Raw genomic sequence first — 18,576 nt, 5'->3', positions numbered from 1 at the left:
AATGCGCGTGTCAAGGCCCACACAGCGGGGTCCCCGCGGCCTCGTCCGCGACCCTCCCGAGACCCCGGAACGACCGAGGGGCGGGGCCGCACAGGGCCCCGCCCCTCGGCGAGCGTTCGGGCCCGCGGCACCGGGCCGCGGCGGGCGGTCAGACGCGCAGGAAGCGGCGCAGCGAGAGCCCGGATCCCGCGGCGGCGACGCCGATCGAGGCCAGCACCAGGATCGCGATCAGCGGCCCGAACTGGATCATGTCCGGCCGCGAGATCAGGGTCGCGATCCCCTCGAGCTGGTTGAGGATCGTGAGCTTCGCCAGGCCGAGCAGGACGATCGCGACCAGGCCGCCGACGGCGCCGAGGATCAGCCCCTCGATCACGAACGGCCAGCGGATGAACGAGTCCGTCGCGCCGACGAGCTTCATCACCTCGACCTCGCGTCTGCGGGCGAACAGCGACAGGCGGATGGTGTTGGAGATCAGCAGGATCGACGCGATCACCAGGAGCCCGCCGAGCAGTCCGAGCGACAGCTTCACCGCCCCCGTGATCTTCACGATCTTGCCGGCCTCGTTCTTGGACTCCTTCGTGCTGCCGATCTTGGAGTCCACGTAGGTCGTCTTGCCGCTGACGCCCGGCTTCTTCAGCGCCGCGACGATCGCGGTGCCGTTCTTGGCGTCGTCCGGCGTGATCCGGAACGTGTCCGGGAGCGGGTTGACCTTGCCCAGCAGCTCGTACGCGGCCGGGTTGAGCTTCTTCTGCTCCTCGTACGCCTGCGCCTTGGAGACGAGCTTGTAGGACTTCACGTGCTCGGTCTTCTGGATCAGCGTCTGGACTCGGGCGACGTCCGCCTTGGTCGCGTTGGTCTTCATGAAGACGTTGACCTGGATCCGGTCGCGGACGTCGGCGGCGGCGCCGTTGGCGAGCTGCACCGCCGGGATGAAGATGCCGAGCACCAGGGTGGTGATCAGGACCGCCATCAGGGCGGCGAAGCTCGGGATCGGGTTGCGGCCGATCGAGCGGAGGGCTTCCTTGAGGAAGAAGGAGACGCGGTTCATGTGGGTCCTCGGTGGGGCGGTTCTCGGGCGGCGGGCGGGTGGCCGCTAGTCCGAGAACGCCTCGTCGAACAGGTCGGAGGGCGCGTCGCCGCGGCGCTGGCGGCGCTGCGGGGCCGGCGCGGGCTCGTCGCGCAGCAGCGCGCCGAACTCGGCGGTGGACTCCCCGATCGGCTGGCCGCCGTAGCCGCCGGCGATCTCGTCGCGGATGATCCGACCGGCCGACAGCTCGATGACGCGGCGGCGCATCCGGTTGACCATGCCCTCGTCGTGCGTCGCGACGACGACCGTGGTGCCGGTCTTGTTGATGCGGTAGAGCAGCTGCATGATCCCGATCGTCGTGTCGGGATCGAGGTTGCCGGTCGGCTCGTCGGCCAGCAGCAGCGGCGGGTGGTTGACGAACGCGCGGGCGACGGACACGCGCTGCTGCTCGCCGCCGGAGAGCTGGTGCGGGTAGTGGTGCAGCTTCGTCGACAGGCCGGTCAGGCGCAGGATGTCCGGCACCTGGCTGCGGATCTGCTTGCGCGACGCGCCGGTGACCTGCAGCGCGTAGGCGACGTTGTCGTGCACCGTGCGGTTGGGCAGGAGCTTGAAGTCCTGGAAGACCACGCCGAGGTTGCGGCGGTAGTACGGAACCTTCTTGCGCGTGATCTCGGAGAGGTCGCGGCCGGCGACCCGGATCAGGCCGGAGTCGGGCTCCATCTCCTTCAGCAGGAGCTTCATCAGCGTCGACTTGCCCGCGCCGGTCTGGCCGACGAGGAAGACGAAGTCGCCGCGGTGCACGGAGAACGTCGCGTCGGCGACGCCGGCGTGGCTGGAGTCGTACTTCTTCGTCACGCCGCGGAACTCGATGACCGCGTTGGGATGCGACGGACGGCCGCCCACCGGGGACGTGGTGCCCTGGGCCCCTTCACGGGGACGGGGGACGCCGTCCAGACGGGCGCGCTCGCGGGCCTCGCGGTGGCGCAGGGAGTTCGAGCTCGAAGCAGCCATACAGTCCGGAGAGTTGCACCGGAGCGGCCCGAATCCTGCACGTCGCCGTGCACTGCAACGCGGCTTGCGTCGTCCCGACGGCCTGACGGCGGCGCCCCGGCCGACCGCCGACGGCGGCCCGCCCCGACGGCCGGCGGCATCGCGCCGGCCGCGTGACCCGCGTGGCCCTCAGCCGAACGTGAAGGCGTACGCCTGGACGCCGGGCGCCAGACGCAGGTCCAGGCGGTGGTGCCCGGCCTGCGGCAGGTCGATCAGCTCGTAGAGCCGCTGCGTCCCGACCTTCACGGTGCCGCCGTGGACGTCCGCCCCCGCGCTCGTCGACCCGACCGGCCGGCCGTCCAGCGAGACCCCCACGGGCGCCCCGGACGACGCGGATCGCAGCACGAGATAGACGTGCTTCGAGGTGAAGTCCAGCGCGATCCGAGAGCCCGACCTCGCGGTGACGTGATCGCCCGAGAACGCCCAGCCGCCGCCGAACGCGATGCCGTTGGCCGGCAGCGACGAGGACACCGCCCCGAGCTCGTGCGGGCCGTTCGACGGCTCGCCGCCCACGATCCGGTCGGCCCGGTCCGTCCCGAGGTAGGACTCCGGCGTCTGGACGTCCGGGGACGCCTCGATCGCCCCCAGGTCGCCGCCGCGGCCGCCGGGCGTGTGACCGGCCTCGTCCAGCAGGGTGCGGATCGCGGCCTCGGTCTGGTCGTCGTGGCCTTCCCCCTCGGTCGTGTAGCGGACGTTGCCCTGGGCGTCGACGAGGTACTGCGCCGGCCACGCCTGGTTGCCGAACGCGTTCCACGTGGCGAGGTCGTTGTCCTGCACCACCGGGTAGCGGATCTTCTCGCGACCGATCGCACGCTGCACGCTCGTGGCGCTCTTCTCGAACGGGAACTCCGGCGAATGGATCCCGACGATCACCAGGCCGTCCTTCGCGTACCGGCTGTAGAGCGTGTCGAGCGCCGGGATCGTGCGGATGCAGTTGATGCAGGTGTAGGTCCAGAAGTCGACGAGGACGACCTTGTGCTGCTTCTGCAGGCCCGCGAACGTCAGAGGCCGGCCGCCGGGGGTGTTGAACCACTGCTGGGTGCCCTGAAACGGAGGCACCGGGGCGAGGATCGGCAGGGAGTCGGGGTCCACGCCGTCGACGAGTCGCTTCCCTCCCGGCGCGGGCGTCGTCGCGGCGGCCGCGGCGGCGGCCTGGATCCGCCCCTCCTTCCCACCGCGAAGGTCCTTCAGGCGCGACTGGACCGCCGCGGACCGCTCGAGGCCGCTGGTCGGGGTCACGAGGGCCTGGGGCAGGTGCTTGCCGATCGACGAGGTGAAGTCGCGGTCGAGGTTCGTGATCATCGCGACGGCGACGAGCACCATGATCCCGCCCATCGCCGCCTGGAAGTTGCCGCTGCGCCGGGAGAGCGGCCGCGTCAGCCGCCGCCCCCCGAGCATGAGGACGTAGAGGACGATCCCCGTCCCGGCACCGTAGGCGAGGGCGATCGCCAGCCGCTCGACGCTGAACGACTGCGACGCCGACGTCGTGATGACGCCGGTCAGGATCGGGCCGGCGCAGGGGAAGTAGACGAACCCCAGGCCGGCGCCCAGCACGATGCCCGTGCCGAACCCCTCGCCGGTCCGCTGCCGCGGCGCGGGCGCCAGCCGGCTCGCCCAGCCCTCGACCCTCGCGGCCAAGGACGGCACGATCAGGACGACCCCGAACACGGCCAGCGTGATGATCGCCAGGACCCGGATCAGATCGTTCGGCAGTCCCAGCGCCGAGATCACGTACGACAGCAGGACGACCGAGATCGTGAACGTCGCGGTCAGCCCGACGACGATCCCGAACGGCCGGCGCCGGCCGCCCGAGGCGCCGCCGGCCAGCACGATCGGCAGCACCGGCAGCACGCACGGCGAGACCGCCGTGGCGGCGCCGGCGACGAACCCGAAGAGCAGGAGGAGCAGCATCTGACGGTCGGTCTCCGGACGTGGGGCCTGCGTTACGGCGTGCGCGGCCGGGTGGATCGTTCGCGGGCCCCGACGGCACCACCGGTCGGCGGCGCACTGCGGAGAGTACGACCGTCGTCGACGCGCGGATGCGGCAGAGCGGGAGCGCGCCGCGCCCGGCTGCCGCGAGGTCCGTCCGCCCACGCGATACGGTCGTCCCGATGCCGCAGAACGCCTCAGTCGCTCCCAACGGCCTGCCGATCCACCGGATCGCGCTCCCGGGGACGCGCACCCTCACCGCGCTGGTCGCCTTCGACGCCGGGGCGCGCTCCGAGCGGCCCGAGGAGAACGGCATCGCCCACTTCCTCGAGCATCTCGTGTTCAAGGGCGGCGAGACCTTCGACCACTACCGCAAGGTCAACGAGACCGCCGAGCGGATGGGCGGCGTCCTGAACGCCTTCACGTCGCACTCGCTGGTCGCGTTCCACATCACCGTGCGCGCCGAGTCCGCCGACGAGGCCCTCGACCTCCTGACCGACTTCTCCGGCCGCCCGCTGCTGGACGCCGAGGAGCTCGACAAGGAGCGCGGCGTCGTGATCCAGGAGATCGCCCGCTACAACGACCAGCCCTCCGCGCTGGCCGAGATGCTGCTCGACAAGGCGACGTTCGGCGACCACCCGCTCGGGCGCTCCGTCCTCGGCCCCGAGGAGCACCTGAAGACCTTCACCCGCGACCAGGTCGTCGGCTTCCGCGACCGCCGCTGGGCCGGCGCCAAGGGCGGCGCCTTCCTCGTCGGTGCGCTCGACCACCTGCCGTCCGACGAGCGCCTCGCGGAGCTCTTCGGTCGCTTCCCCGACGTCGCTGAGCCCGGCCCCGTCGAGGACGCGCCGGCCCCGAGCGTCGACCGCGTGATCGAGACCCGCGACACCAACCAGTCGCACCTGCGCCTCGCCTACCGCCCCGACCTCGACGCGAACGACCCGAAGGTCCGCGCCGCGCTGTCGATCTACGGCACCCTGCTCGGCGGCTCGATGGGCTCGCGCCTGTTCGACGAGATCCGCGAGCAGCGTGGCCTCGCCTACTCCGTCTCCGCCTCCGCCTGGTCGCTGGGCGACATCACGCAGCTGCAGCTCTCCGCCGGCCTGGACTCGACGAAGACGCTCGAGGCCTACGCCCGCATGCGCGAGATCGTCCAGGAGCTGCACGACGACGGCCCCACCGCCGAGGAGGTCGACCGCGCCCGGGCCTACACCGCCGGCCGCCTCGTCCTCGCGTTCGAGAACAGCGGCGCGGTCGCCCGCCAGGCCGCGAGCCAGTCGATCGTCCACGGCGAGACGTTCGACGCCGACGTCACCATCGCCCAGATGGACGCCGTCACCCTCGACGAGGTCCGCGAGGTCGCCCGCGCGATCGACCCGGCCGTCGCGTCGGTCGCCTGCGTCGGCCCGCACGAGGCCGGCGACTTCGACTGGGACAGTTGAGGCCGGGCCCCGCCCCGAGCGTCGCGGGCAGGACCGCACCGGGCTGCGGCAGGGCTCGCGCCACCCGGAGGAGGCCGGGCCCCGCCCCGAGCGTCGAGGGTGGCCCGCGTCAGCGGGCGGCCGGCAGATCCCCCACCCAGGTCGCGACGTCGATGACGCGCGCCTGACGCGGGAAGACCTTCTCGGTCAGGACGCGGTGGACCTCGTCGTCGCGGTCGCCGCAGCCGTCGGCGAGGACGACGAGGCCGAAGTCGAGGTCCGACGCCTGCCGCAGCGTCGAGAGCACGACGCCGCTCGTCGAGATCCCGGCGAGCACGAGGTGCCCGATGCCCTGGGCGCGCAGGACGACGTCGAGGTCGCTGCCGGCGAACGCGGACACGCGGCGCTTGGTCACGACGACCTCGTCGTCCCGCGGCGCCACCGACGGGTGGAACGCGACGCCGGTCGGGACGCGCCCGGCGTCCGCGAGGCCCGCGAACATCTTGTTGTGGAGCGAGAGCTCGGGGGCCCCGGCGCGGAACTCGACCTTGACGAAGATCACCGGGATCCCGGCCGTCCGCGCGCCGTCGACGGCGGAGGCGACCCGTTCCAGGAGCCCCGTCCCCTCGAACCCGTCGGCGATCCCCGCCTGCACGTCCATGACGAGGAGGGCGGTCCGGTCGTGCTTGCTGCTCATGTGGACCTCCTACCCCGGACCGGGCGGACGGGTGCGCGGCCCGGCGCGGCCGGGAGCGGCACCGCGCCCGGATCCCGGGGACGCCACCGCCCGGGTCCCGGGCGGCTACTCGCCGCCGAGCGGCGCGTTCGCGTCGCGGCCGACCTGGATCATCCGCTCGATCGGCAGCTGCGCGCGCTTGGCGACGTCGTCGGGGACCTTCACGAGGCCCGTGCCGTCGCGCAGGCAGTCGCGCACCTTCTCGAGCGTGATCATCTTCATGTAGCCGCAGGACGCGTTCGCGTTGGCGGGCACGAAGTCGACGTCCGGCGCGGCCATCCGCAGCGGGTGCAGCATGCCGGTCTCGGTCGCCACGATCGTCGTGCGGCGCTTGCCGTCCGCGGCCGGGCCCTTGGCGGCCTCGACGTGCGCGAAGTCCAGCATCCCGCCGGTCGAGAGCATGTGGACGCCCGAGGAGTCGACGTCGCCGGCGGCGACGTACTCCATGGCCTGCGTCGAGCAGCCGCACTCCGGGTGGATCAGGAACTCGGCGTCGGGGTGCTCGCCGCGCACGCGGTCGATGTCCGACGGGCGGATGCCGGCGTGCACGTGGCACTCGCCGTCCCACACGTGGAAGCTGCCCGGCTGGTGCGGGACCTGCTTCTCGACGAACGAGCCGAGGAACATGTCCGGCCCGAAGAGGATCTCGGTGTCCGGGCCGTGGTCGCGGTAGATGCGCTCGACGACCGGCACGGCGTTGGACGACGTGACGCAGTAGTCGGTGAGCGCCTTGACCTCGGCGGTCGTGTTGACGTACATCACCGTGATGGCGCCCGGGTGCTTCTCCTGCCAGCCCTTCAGCTGCTCGGGCGTGATCGAGTCCGCCAGCGAGCAGCCGGCGTCGACGTCCGGGATCAGGACCGTCTTCTCCGGCGAGAGGACCGAGGCGGACTCCGCCATGAAGTGCACGCCGCAGAAGACGATCAGCGGCGCGTCGGTCTTCGCGGCCTCGATCGAGAGGCCGAGCGAGTCGCCCACGACGTCGGCGACGTCCTGGACCTCGGGCAGCTGGTAGTTGTGGGCCAGGATCACGGCTCCCTTCTCCGCGGCGAGGGCGCGGATCTCCTCCGACAGGGCCTTCAGGTCGTCGGCGGGGAGCGCCGGGATTCCGGCGCGGACGGGGTCGTCGGCCATGGGCAGCGAGATGCTCACGTGCGGGGCTCCAGGATCAAGGACAGGTCCAGAACGGGTGCGGAATGGGTGAGGGCACCGGCCGAGATGAAGTCTACGCCGGTCGCCGCGATGGCCCCGATCGTGGCCAGGGACACGTTGCCCGAGGCCTCCAGCGGGACCCGGCCGCCCGACAGCGCCACGGCCTCGCGGAGGTCCTCGTGGCTCATGTTGTCGAGCAGGATGCGGAAGCGCTCGAGGCCGAGGTCGTCCGCGGTGCGCAGCGCGACCTGCACCTCGGCGAGGTCCTGGCACTCGACGACGAGCGGCAGGTCCGGGCGGTGCGCGGTCGCGGCGCGGACGGCCTCCCCCACGCCCCCGGCCATCGCGGCGTGGTTCTCCTTGATCAGGATCTCGTCGAAGAGCCCGATCCGGTGGTTCGCGCCGCCCCCGGTGAGCACGGCGCGCTTCTCGAGCAGTCGCATCCCCGGGGTCGTCTTGCGCGTGTCCAGGACGACGGCCCTCGTGCCCGCGACGGCGTCGGCGTAGCGCCGGGTCATCGTCGCCACGCCGGACAGCCGGCCGACGATGTTCAGCGCCGTCCGCTCGGCCGCGAGGATCGAGCGGGCCGAGCCCTCCGTGGCCAGCACGGGGCCGTCCTCGCGCCAGACACCCTCGTCCGTCAGGGGCTCGAACGTGAGCTCCGGGTCGACCGCCCGCAGCACGCGCTCGAAGGCGTCGAGGCCGGCGACCACGCCGGGCGCCTTCTGACGCACCGTCGCGCGGCCGCGCAGGTCCTCGGGGACCGTCGCCTGCGCGGTGACGTCGCCGGCGTCGCCGAGATCCTCGGCCAGCGCCCGGGCGATCAGATCGTCCAGCGCGGCCGTCGTGTCGAGGGTCACCATCGTCCTCGGAGGATAGGCAGCGGGCGACCGGGACCAGTCTGCGACCGGTCCTGCGGGTGCCCCGAGCCCCGCCGCAGTCCGACGCGCCCCGACCCGAGACGCTCGGGGCGGGGCCCGCACGCCACGCGGGTGCCCCGAGCCCCGCCGCAGTCCGACGCGCCCCGACCCGAGGCGCTCGGGGCGGGGCCCGCACGTTCTCCCTAGAGCCCCATCACCTTGGCGATGATGTTGCGCTGGATGTCGTTGGTGCCGCCGAACGTCGTGGCGACCATCGAGTGCGCGACCTGGCGGGCGATCGGGTACTCCGTCGCGTAGCCGTAGCCGCCGTGGAGCTTGAAGACGGCGTTGACGGCGCGCTCGGCGGTCTCGGTGGCCCAGACCTTCGCCATCGAGGCCTCCTTCGGGAACAGCGCCGTCGGGTCGCGGTCGACGTCGGCGGCGACCTTGTAGATCAGGAGGCGCGCGAGCTCGACCTCGGTCGCGATGTCGACGAGGCGGTGCTGCTGGACCTGGAACGTGCCGATCGGCTTGCCGAACTGCTTGCGCTCCTTCGCGTACGACAGGCCCTCGTCGAGCGCGAGCTGCGCCTGACCCAGGCCGAGGGCGCCGATGATCAGGCGCTCGACGTTCAGGCCCGACATCAGCTGGATCCAGCCGTTGCCGGCCTGGCCGAGCAGCGCGTCGTCGGGAGCGAAGACGTCGTCCATGTAGACGTAGTTGACCTCGCGGTGCCCGTTGATCGTCTCGATGCCGTCGACGCGCACGCCGTCGGCCTTCGGGTCGATCCAGATCATGCAGAGGCCCTCGTGCTTGGCACCGTCCGAGGACGTGTCGCGGCAGACGATGAGGATCCGGTCGGCGATGTGCGCGTTGGAGATCCAGACCTTCACGCCGTTGAGCTTCCAGCCGCCGTCGACCTTCTCGGCCGAGGTGCTGAGCGCGGCGACGTCGGAGCCGGCCTCGGGCTCGGACATGGCGATCGCCTCGACGCCCCCCGCGGCGATGTTGCCCAGGACGAGCTCCTGCTGCTCCTGCGTGCCGAACTTCTGCGTCGCGCCGGCGACGATCAGCGACACGGGGTACGCCCCGATCGGCGCCTGGCGGCGCATCAGCTCCTCCAGCAGGATCATCTCCTCGACGATCCCCGCCCCGCCGCCGCCGAACTCGTCGCCGATGCTCGGGGCCAGCAGCCCGGCCGCGCCGAGCGTCTTCGACAGCTCGAAGCTGTGGTGGGTGGTGTGCCCCGCGGTCAGCGTCTCCCGCTGCTCCGACGTGCCGGCCTCGCGCTTGAACGTCTCGCGCAGCGCGTCGCGGTAGGCCTGCTGCTCGTCGGTGAAGGTGAAGTCGATGGCCATCGAGGGGCTCCCGGGGTCGTGGTCGCCACGCCGAGCGGACATGCCCGGCGTAGGAGGTGCCACATCCTACTCTCCCAACTGGCTGGCTGGCCAGCCGGAACCCCCTCACCGACGGCCTGAGTCCTGCCGAACGCCGACGCGCCCCGGGCGGGCGGGAATCGCATCAGTCGGGACGGGGCCCGGTCCCCCACGGTGGCCCGAGCCTCGCCGCACCCCGTCGCGCCCGTACCCGCGACGCTCGGGACGGGGCCCGTCCGCCGTCCTACGCGTCGGCGGCGGCCTGCGGGGCCGACTCGGCCTGGCCCGCCTGCTGCAGGAGCCACGCGCGGACGAACTCGTCGAGCGCCCCGTCGAGCACGAGCTGGACGTTGCCCGTCTCCACGCCGGTCCGGAGGTCCTTGACCATCGTGTACGGGTTGAGGACGTAGGAGCGGATCTGGGAGCCCCAGCCGACGTCCTGCGACTCGCCCTTCTCCTTGGCGATCTCCTCGGCCCGCTCGCGCTCGGCCTGCTCGACGATCTTGCCGTAGAGCATCTTCATCGCCATGACCTTGTTGGCGGTCTGCGAGCGCTCCTGCTGACAGGCGACGACGATGCCGGTCGGCAGGTGCGTCAGGCGCACGGCCGAGTCGGTCTTGTTGACGTGCTGGCCGCCGGCGCCGGACGCGCGGTACGTGTCGACGCGGAGGTCCTCGTCGCGGATCTCGATGTCGCCGACCTCGTCGACGACCGGCGCGACCTCGAGCCCGGCGAACGCGGTCTGCCGGCGGCCCTGCGAGTCGTACGGCGAGATGCGGACGAGGCGGTGGACGCCGCGCTCGGCGCCGAAGAGGCCGTAGGCGTGGGCGCCGGCGGCCCGGAACGTCGCGGACTTGATGCCCGCCTGCTCGCCCTCGGAGACCTCGAGCACGTCGACCTTGAAGCCGCGCGACTCGGCCCACTTCATCTCCATGCGCAGGACCATCTCGGCCCAGTCCTGGGCGTCGGTGCCGCCGGCGCCGGCGTTGATCGTCACGAGCGCGTCGCCGGCGTCGTAGTCGCCCGTGAAGAGGCGCTCCTCCTCCAGCCCGTCCAGGCGCTTCTCGACGGAGTCGAGCTGGCCGACGAGCTCGGCCTCCATCTCGTCGTCCTCGGCGGCCATCTCGAGCATCTCGCCGAGGTCCTCGAGGTCCTGCGCCAGGCCGTCGTTGACGGCGAGCTTCGCGGACGCGCGGGAGTACTCCGAGTTGACCTTCGTGGCGTGGTCCTGGTCGTCCCAGAACCCCGACTCGGCCATCTCCTCCTCGAGCTCGGCGACCCGGGCGCGCAGCTCCGAGGGCCGGAGGTGCGGCTCCAGGTCGACGAACCGCCGGCGGGCGACGCTGAGACGTTCGGGAGCGGTTTCGGGGACGGCCATCACCCCCGACTGTACCGGCCCCGAGCGGGAGCTCGGGCTTCGGGCCCGCGGTCAGCGCCGGTCGCGGGTGACGGCGATCGGGACGCGGCCGCCGCCGAGCTCCGCGCGGCGCTCCGGGGCGTTCTCGGCCGCCACGTCGGTGCGCAGGAGCCCGTAGATGTCGACGTCGCGGCGGACCTCGCCGCCGAGGCGGTCGATGACGAGCCCGCGCAGCGTCCCCTCGTGGGCGAAGCCGGCGCGCTCGGCCGCCATCCGCGAGGCGTCGTTGCCCTCCCAGATCCGCACCTCCACCCGCTCGAGGCCGAGCGGGCCGAGCGACCAGCGCGACAGCAGCCGCAGCGCGGTGGTGCCGACGCCCGCACCACGAATCCCGGGCGTGACCCAGCAGCCGATCTCGCCGGCGCGGTGGCGCCAGTTCAGCGTGACGATGCCGATCGCGCCGATCAGCAGCCCGGAGTGGGCGTCGGCGATCGCGAGCTCGAGGGCCTCGCCCGCCTTCTCGCGGGAGCGCATCGCGGCGATCCAGCCGCGCGCGTCGGACTCGCGGTACGGCGCGGGGACGCGGGTCCAGCGCTGGATCGCCTCGTCCTGGCACGCCTCGGTGATGGCCGGGACGTCACCGCCGCGCAGCGCGCGGAGCATGACGCCGCCGGAGCGCAGCGGTGGGCTCGGCGTGCGGAGGGACGGCATCCCGACCCAGGATAGGGCCGGACCCGGCCGCGTCGAGCGCCGGTCGGGTGAAACTCCCGGCCGGCGTCTCAGACGTTCAGGCGTTGGCGCCGTGGCACTTCTTGTACTTGCGGCCCGAGCCGCACCAGCAGAGCTCGTTGCGCCCGAGCTGGTCGTGGTCGGCCAGCACGCGCTGCTGGACGGCCGGGGCGGCGTCGGGCTCGTCGTCCTCGAGGCCGCCGTACGTCGCCAGCGCGGCGGAGTCGACGTCGCCGGCGAGCTCCTCGAGCGACGTCGCCTGGCCGCCGCTGCCGCCGAAGTAGTCGTAGGACTGGGCGGGGCGGCCCTGGCCGGGCGCGGCCGGGTCGGTGATCTGCTCCTCGACCTCGATCTCGACGTTGAAGACCATCTGCGCGAAGTCGCCCCAGATGGACGCCATCAGGTCCTGGAAGAGGTCGTAGGCCTCGTTCTTGTACGCGACGATCGGCTCGATCTGGGCGTAGCCGCGGAGGTGGATGCCCTCGCGCAGGTAGTCCATGTCGTAGAGGTGCTCGCGCCAGCGCTGATCGATGATCGACAGCAGCAGGTAGCGCTCGACCTGGCGCATGAGCTCCTCGCCGATCTCCTCCTCGCGCGTGGCGTAGGCGGCGATCGCGTCCTCGTGGAGCTGGCGCTGCAGCTCGTCGCGGTCGGTGCTGTCGGGGTCGAGGGCCTCGCGGTCGACGCCGACCGGCCACAGGGCCTGGAGGGCGTCGAACAGGCCGTCGACGTCCCAGAGCTCGAAGTCCGACGCCGGCAGGTACTCGTCGATGGCGCGCGTGATGACGTTGCCGAGCTCCTCGTGGGCGTCGGAGCTCATGTCGCGACCCTCCAGGATCTGGTCCCGGTAGGCGTAGACGACGCGGCGCTGCTCGTTGATGACGTCGTCGTACTCGAGGACGCGCTTGCGGATCAGGAAGTTGCGCTCCTCGACGGTGCGCTGGGCCTTCTCGATCTGCTTGGTCAGCATGCCGGCGGAGATCGGCAGCTCGTGACCCTCGTCGTCCACGGCCTGGAAGCGGTCGAGGATCTTGTAGATGCGGTCACCAGCGAAGATCCGGACGAGGTCGTCCTGGGCCGAGAGGAAGAAGCGCGACTCGCCCGGGTCGCCCTGGCGGCCGGCGCGGCCGCGGAGCTGGTTGTCGATGCGGCGCGACTCGTGGCGCTCGGTGCCGCAGATGAAGAGGCCGCCGGCCTCCATGACGATGTCGCGGTCCGCCGCGCAGCGCTCCTTGACGGCCGCGAGGTCGGCGGCGAACGCCTCGTCGTAGCCCTCGTCGCCGGGGACCAGGCCCTTCTGGCGCAGCTGCTTGCGCAGCAGGTGCTCCGGGTCGCCGCCGAGCTTGATGTCGACGCCGCGGCCGGCCATGTTCGTGGCGATCGTGACCGCCCCGGGGCGCCCGGCCTCGGCGACCGTCTCGCCCTCGATGGCGGCGAACTCCGGCTTGGCGTTCAGGACCGTGTGCGGGATCCCGGCCTTCTGGAAGAGCCCGGAGAGCAGCTCGGAGACCTCGACCGACACCGTGCCGACGAGGACCGGCTGCTGGTTGGCGTGCCGCTCGACGACCTCGCGCGTGACGGCGGACCACTTGCCGTCCTTCGTCTTGTAGACGTCGTCGTTGCGATCGATGCGGGCGACGGCCTGGTTCGTCGGGACGGGGACGACGCCGAGCTTGTAGATCTTCTGGAACTCGGTGGCCTCCGTCATGGCCGTGCCGGTCATGCCGCCGAGCTTCTTGTACATGCGGAAGTAGTTCTGCAGCGTGACCGTGGCCAGGGTCTGGTTCTCCTCCTGGACCGTCACGCCCTCCTTCGCCTCGACCGCCTGGTGCAGGCCCTCGGACCAGCGCCGGCCCTCGAGGATGCGGCCGGTGTGCTCGTCGATGATCGCGACCTCGCCGTCGATCACGGCGTAGTCCTTGTCGCGCTTGTAGAGCGACTCGGCCTTCAGCGACTGGTTGAGGTGGTTGACGAGGTGTCCGTTCTCGGCGCGGTAGAGGTGGTCGATGCCGAGGAACCGCTCGGCCTTCTCGACGCCCTGCTCGGTGACCGCGACCGTCTTGTGCTTCTCGTCGAACTCGAAGTCGTAGTCGGCGACGTACTCCTTCTTCGTCTTCGGGTCCATCCCCTCGGGCTTCTTGCCCGTCGTCATCGTCTTCGCGAGCTTCGCGAACGTGAGGTAGAGGTCGGCCGCCTTCTCCGGGGCGCCGGAGATGATCAGCGGGGTCCGCGCCTCGTCGATGAGGATGTTGTCGACCTCGTCGACGATCGCGAAGTTGTGCATCGCGACGGGCTTGCCGTCCTCGCCGATCCGGCCGCCGTGCTGGACCTTCTCCTCGAGCGACTGCGCCATGTTGTCGCGCAGGTAGTCGAAGCCGAACTCGGAGTTCGTGCCGTACGTGATGTCGGACGCGTAGGCGGCACGCTTGTCCTCGTACGCCTGCTGGTTCTGCAGCACGCCGATCGAGAGGCCCAGCGCGTTGTAGAGCCGGCCCATCCACTCGGCGTCGCGCGCCGCGAGGTAGTCGTTGACCGTGACGAGGTGGACGCCGTTGCCGGGCAGCGCGTTGAGCGCGATCGCCAGCGTCGCGGTCAGCGTCTTGCCCTCGCCCGTGCGCATCTCGGCGATCGAGCCGCCGTGCAGCACCTGGCCGCCGATCAGCTGGACGTCGAAGTGCCGCATGCCGAGCGTGCGCTTGGACTGCTCGCGGACGACCGCGAAGGTCTCCGGCAGTAGGTCGTCGAGGCTGCGGCCGTTGCGCGACTGCTCGCGCAGGCCCGTGAAGCGCTCGAGCAACTCGGCGTCGTCTGCGAGCTCGAGCTCGGGCTCGAAGGCGGTGATGCGTGCGACGCGCTTCTCGTACTCGCGCAGCAGCTTGCCCTCGCCGATGCTCAGCGCGCGCGAAAGAATCCCCATGAGGCCAGCGTACCAGCGGCCTTCCGTTGCCCACCCGCCTCCCCCGCGGGGACCGGCGATCGTCCGACCACGAGGACGCTGACGGGGTCGATCGTGTCGGCCCCGGAACGACCAAACGCCCTCGGCACCACCCGTGGGGCGGCGCCGAGGGCGTCGGGGACGAGACGTCGGGGATCAGGCGGGCGGGGCAGCGCCCTCGGCGCTGGAGCGGCGCGCCTGGACGGTACGGCGGGCGTCGCGACGGTGGCGGCGCTGGACCTTGTGGCGCTTCACCTGCCGCGTCAGCTCCTCCTCGATCAGGTGGATCGCGTGCTTCATGTCGCGACTGGAGTCGTGGGATCGGAGCGTCACCCCCTTGAGTCGCAGCGTCGCCGAGGCCTGGAAGGGCTCGGCGATGGCCGGGTTCCGGGCCTCCGACAGCTCGATCTCCAGCTCGGCGAACTCCGAGACCTGGGCATCGACCTTCCGGAAGCGACGCGTGACGCAGTCACGCATCTCCTCAGTGACCGGGTAGTTGCGACCCTTCACTTCGATCCGCATGGCGCTCCTTTTTGGGGTTGGAATCCAGCGGTAACGCGAAGGTAACAGCCCCCACCCGTGCGGCGCAAGGGCTGCCGACGCGTCGGCAGCGCCCGTGCTATGGACGGGTGGCGCTGGCCTTCCTCGGCGGACCCTGCTAGCGCCAGCGCGCCACTGGCGTACGGCGTCCCGACCGGCCCGGAAGCGGACCGCGGACCGCGGTAAGTCGGCCCCCGCCGGTCGGCGTCAGTCGTCGTCGCGTTCGCGGTCGACGGGGGCGTCGCCGTCGATCGCGTCGAGCGCGCCGAGGAGCTCGCCGACCCGGCAGACGAGGAGGCGCTCCTCCTCCACGTCGATCCAGGTGCCGGCCGCCGCGGGGAAGACCACGTGGTCCCCGGGCTGCACGGGCATCCGGACGCCCGCCTGCTGCCACCAGTCCAGTCCGGGACCGACGCGGAGCACGATGCCGTGCTGCGGCGGGGGCTCGTGGGACCCGGGCGGGATCACGAGCCCGGAGCGCCGGACCCGGTCCGGATCGAGCTCCTTGATGACGACGCGGTCGAAGAGGGGGCGCAGCTGCTGCTTCATCGCTGGGCGCAACGGTAGTCGCTCGGTGCGCACGGCTCCACGTGGCGGGCGCCGAGGGCCCCGGGACGGGCGGGTGCCGCGCGGCACGCCCGGCGCGTCCCGGGCGCTCCATGCCGGGTCATCGCAGCGTCCGCAGGGCCGTCAGCGCGGTGACCCTCCGCGCGCCACCGTCGTGCAGGACCGCCGCCGCGGCGCGGAGCGTCGCCCCGGTCGTGTGCACGTCGTCGACGAGCAGCACGCGGTCCGGCGGCGGTGCGACCAGCACGGGGCGCGGCACGCGGCGCCGGCCCGCGCGGCTCTGGTGGTGCTGGGCGACGGCGGCGCGCGGGCGCGCCAGCACCGGCAGGCACGGGACGTCGAGCGCCGCGGCGACCGCCACCGCGAGCAGCCTCGCGTGGTCCTCCCCGCGCCGTCGCCCGCGCACCGGGTCGGCGGGCACCGGGACCACGGCCTGGACGGACCCGGTCACGCGGGCGGGCGCGCGGGCGGTCATCGCCGCCGCGAACCACGACGCCACGCGACGGGCGGCGCGCTCCTTGCCCGCCAACGCCAGCGACCGGGCCGGGCCCTCGTACGCCAGCGGCGCCCAGGCGGCACGGAAGGCGGCGCCGCGGGCCGGGCAGCGACCGGGAGGGCACGGGCCCGGCAGACCGCAGCGCGCGCAGCCGCCGACGCCGAGCCAGGGCAGGGCCCGGCGGCAGCCGTCGCAGAGCAGGGCGCCGGCGCGCGCGGCCGGCGCGCGGCAGTGCAGGCAGCGCTCCGGGACGACGAGGACGGCAAGCAGGTCCCGGGCACGTGGCACGCTGCCATCCTGCCCGGGAGGGGTGGGTCGGAAGAAGGGCCGGAGTGCAACACTTCGCAGTCGTGTCGCCGCCAATCACCTGGGGTGTCGAGCCCGCTCCGCTGATCCTCGCGTGCATCCTCTGGGCGGTCTACATCCGCCGGTGGATCACGGTGCGCCGCTCCTCCGACCGGGCCCAGGCGCCGGTCTGGCGCCTCGTCTGCTTCTTCTGCGGCGGCCTGACGATCGTGGTCGCCCAGGGCAACCCGATCGACGGGCTCGGCGACCACCTCTTCATCTTCCACATGATCCAGCACCTGCTGCTGCTGGACGTGTTCCCGCTGTTCACCCTGTTCGGGCTCAATCGCGTGATCATGCGCCCGATCACCCGGCGGGTGCAGTGGATCGAGCAGCGCATCGGGTTCCTCGCCAAGCCGTGGTTCGGCCTCGTCGGCTACACGCTGGGCATGTGGATCTGGCACGCGCCGGTCCTCTACGACGCCGCGAGCCGCCACGACTCCATCCACCTGCTGGAGCACATGACGTTCACGACCGTCGGCTTCCTCTACTGGTGGCACCTGCTCCGCCCGATCCCGTCGCGCGACCGCATGACGAGCATGGGGCCGATGGCCTACATGGGCGTCACCAAGGTGACGGTCGGCCTGCTCGGCATGGCGCTGACGTTCGCCCCGCGGGCGCTCTACAGCTTCTACGACGACCAGCCCGCCTGGTGGAACCTGGCGCCGACCACGGACCAGATGATGTCCGGCGCGCTGATGGCCACCGAGCAGGTCCTGATCATGGGCGTGGCCTTCGGCGTCCTCTTCATGCGCGGCCTGCGCGAGGCCGAGGTCCAGGCGCAGCGCGAGGAGCGGCTGATGGACCGTGCCGAGGCCAAGGCCGCCGCGGACGACGCCGCGGCGGAGGCGGACGCCGAGGCCGCCCGCCGCGCCGCCGACACGGGCTTCATGCGGATCTGACGCCACTCCGCGGCACTCCGCGGGTGCGCCTACGCCTACGCGGGCGGCACCCGGGGTCGATCGTCCTCCTACGAGGCGCTCAGGCGGGTGTCGGTGCGCGGGCGCAGCGACGCGACGATGCCGGTCGAGCCGGTGATCGCCTCGATGAGGATCGTGTTCGCCTGGATCGTCGTCCCGGGCAGGACGATCGAGCGCTTGATCGCGGCGCCCTCCCCCACGACGACGCCGTCGCCGAGGACGAGCGGGCCCTGCAGGCGCACGCCGGCGCCGATCTCGACGTCCCGGCCGACCCAGACCGGGCCCTCCACCAGCGCCGCGGCGTCCAGCGACGAGCCGGTGCCGACCATGATCGCGTCGGGGCCGGCGTCCGGGAGCGCCTCGAGGCGCAGGGCGCCGCTGAGCGCGTCGAACGTGCCGTTGCGGAGCTCGTCGAGCGCGCCGACGTCGTTCCAGTACTCGTCCATCTCGTAGACGTGGAAGGGCACGTCGGCGGCCAGCAGGGCCGGGAAGACGTCGTTGGCCCAGTCCACGAACGGGGTGTCCGGGAAGTAGTCGAAGATCTCCGGGGAGAAGATGTACATCCCGCAGTTGGCGAGGTCCGAGAGGGCCTCCGCGGGATCGGGCTTCTCCTGGAAGCCGGTGATCCGGCCGTCCTCGTCCGTCAGGACGACGCCGTACTCGCTGGTCTCCGTCACGCGCTTGACGCAGAGCGTCGCGACCCCGCCGGCGGCCTCGTGGCGCTCGACGAGCTTGGAGACGTCCAGGTCGGTCAGGGCGTCGCCGGAGAGCACGAGGAAGGGCTCGTCACCGAAGAAGTCCTTCGCGTTGCGCACGCCGCCGGCGGTGCCGAGCAGCTCCGCCTCCTGCACGTACGTCAGCTCGTCGCCGAAGTAGTCCCGGATCGTGTCCGGGAAGTAGTGCAGGTTCGCGACGATCCGGTCGATCCCGTGGTGGTGCAGGAGATCGACCGTATGGGCCATGGCCGGTCGATCCAACAGCGGGACCATCGGCTTGGGCAGCTCGAAGGTGAGGGGCCGGAGTCGGGTTCCGAGACCGGCGGCGAGGACCATGGCGGGCAGCACCTCGGCTACGCTACCGCACCCTCTGGGGCCATGGCCCATCCGATCGCACAGTCCCGGGGCCCGGTTCCTAGC

At 72.1% G+C, this 18,576-nt stretch carries 16 protein-coding genes; 2 read left to right on the top strand and 14 right to left on the bottom strand.

What is annotated here, in order from left to right; translation table 11 throughout:
• Positions 1-148: 148 nt before the first annotated feature.
• From AB0L40_RS00535 to AB0L40_RS00525, 3 genes are all read right to left on the bottom strand, one after another.
• Positions 149-1,048 (bottom strand): permease-like cell division protein FtsX, encoded by a 900-nt coding sequence (locus tag AB0L40_RS00535; protein WP_364347599.1) that lies wholly within the window; start codon positions 1,046-1,048, stop codon positions 149-151.
• 45 nt (positions 1,049-1,093) lie between these two features.
• Positions 1,094-2,038: a cell division ATP-binding protein FtsE gene (gene ftsE, locus AB0L40_RS00530; protein ID WP_364347596.1), complete on the bottom strand. Its 945-nt coding sequence runs from the start codon at positions 2,036-2,038 to the stop codon at positions 1,094-1,096.
• Between the two features lie 168 nt (positions 2,039-2,206).
• Complete coding sequence (locus AB0L40_RS00525; protein WP_364347593.1) at positions 2,207-3,988, bottom strand: redoxin family protein; 1,782 nt, start codon at positions 3,986-3,988, stop codon at positions 2,207-2,209.
• A gap of 200 nt (positions 3,989-4,188) precedes the next feature.
• Between AB0L40_RS00525 and AB0L40_RS00520 the strand changes: the two genes are divergently transcribed.
• Complete coding sequence (locus AB0L40_RS00520) at positions 4,189-5,448, top strand: pitrilysin family protein (RefSeq protein ID WP_364347590.1); 1,260 nt, start codon at positions 4,189-4,191, stop codon at positions 5,446-5,448.
• A gap of 109 nt (positions 5,449-5,557) precedes the next feature.
• Here AB0L40_RS00520 and AB0L40_RS00515 read toward each other — a convergent pair whose 3' ends face one another.
• The 10 genes from AB0L40_RS00515 to AB0L40_RS00470 form a co-directional block, all read right to left on the bottom strand.
• Positions 5,558-6,124 (bottom strand): isochorismatase family cysteine hydrolase, encoded by a 567-nt coding sequence (locus AB0L40_RS00515; RefSeq protein WP_364347587.1) that lies wholly within the window; start codon positions 6,122-6,124, stop codon positions 5,558-5,560.
• Positions 6,125-6,229: 105 nt separating this feature from the next.
• Complete coding sequence (gene nadA, locus AB0L40_RS00510) at positions 6,230-7,315, bottom strand: quinolinate synthase NadA (RefSeq protein ID WP_364347584.1); 1,086 nt, start codon at positions 7,313-7,315, stop codon at positions 6,230-6,232.
• A complete protein-coding gene (gene nadC / locus AB0L40_RS00505; protein ID WP_364347581.1) occupies positions 7,312-8,178 on the bottom strand; it encodes a carboxylating nicotinate-nucleotide diphosphorylase in 867 nt (288 codons plus the stop codon). Before nadC ends, nadA begins: the two co-directional genes overlap by 4 nt.
• A gap of 200 nt (positions 8,179-8,378) precedes the next feature.
• On the bottom strand, positions 8,379-9,575 hold the full coding sequence (locus tag AB0L40_RS00500) for an acyl-CoA dehydrogenase family protein (protein ID WP_364347578.1): 1,197 nt from the start codon (positions 9,573-9,575) through the stop codon (positions 8,379-8,381).
• 220 nt (positions 9,576-9,795) lie between these two features.
• The gene (prfB, locus tag AB0L40_RS00495) at positions 9,796-10,929 is read right to left on the bottom strand and encodes a peptide chain release factor 2 (protein WP_364347576.1); all 1,134 of its coding nucleotides are present in this window, start codon (positions 10,927-10,929) and stop codon (positions 9,796-9,798) included.
• A 51-nt stretch (positions 10,930-10,980) separates the two neighbouring features.
• Positions 10,981-11,619, bottom strand: a complete 639-nt coding sequence (locus AB0L40_RS00490) for a GNAT family N-acetyltransferase (RefSeq protein ID WP_364347574.1) — start codon at positions 11,617-11,619, stop codon at positions 10,981-10,983.
• A 76-nt stretch (positions 11,620-11,695) separates the two neighbouring features.
• Entirely contained in the window at positions 11,696-14,554 is a 2,859-nt protein-coding gene (gene secA / locus AB0L40_RS00485) for a preprotein translocase subunit SecA (RefSeq protein WP_364347572.1), read from the bottom strand.
• A gap of 174 nt (positions 14,555-14,728) precedes the next feature.
• Entirely contained in the window at positions 14,729-15,094 is a 366-nt protein-coding gene (raiA, locus tag AB0L40_RS00480; RefSeq protein WP_364347570.1) for a ribosome-associated translation inhibitor RaiA, read from the bottom strand.
• A gap of 225 nt (positions 15,095-15,319) precedes the next feature.
• On the bottom strand, positions 15,320-15,661 hold the full coding sequence (locus AB0L40_RS00475; protein ID WP_364347567.1) for a co-chaperone GroES family protein: 342 nt from the start codon (positions 15,659-15,661) through the stop codon (positions 15,320-15,322).
• A 118-nt stretch (positions 15,662-15,779) separates the two neighbouring features.
• Positions 15,780-16,463: a ComF family protein gene (locus AB0L40_RS00470; protein ID WP_364347564.1), complete on the bottom strand. Its 684-nt coding sequence runs from the start codon at positions 16,461-16,463 to the stop codon at positions 15,780-15,782.
• A gap of 62 nt (positions 16,464-16,525) precedes the next feature.
• On the opposite strand from AB0L40_RS00470, the gene AB0L40_RS00465 reads away from it, so the two are divergent.
• Entirely contained in the window at positions 16,526-17,422 is an 897-nt protein-coding gene (locus tag AB0L40_RS00465; protein WP_364347561.1) for a cytochrome c oxidase assembly protein, read from the top strand.
• A gap of 68 nt (positions 17,423-17,490) precedes the next feature.
• Here the strand turns inward: AB0L40_RS00465 and AB0L40_RS00460 are convergent, their stop codons facing one another.
• Positions 17,491-18,504: an NDP-sugar synthase gene (locus AB0L40_RS00460; RefSeq protein ID WP_364347558.1), complete on the bottom strand. Its 1,014-nt coding sequence runs from the start codon at positions 18,502-18,504 to the stop codon at positions 17,491-17,493.
• Positions 18,505-18,576 lie beyond the last annotated feature (72 nt).

This window comes from Patulibacter sp. NPDC049589, assembly GCF_040675535.1.
Taxonomy (GTDB): domain Bacteria; phylum Actinomycetota; class Thermoleophilia; order Solirubrobacterales; family Solirubrobacteraceae; genus Patulibacter.
This window is presented reverse-complemented; position numbering and strand designations above follow the sequence as displayed.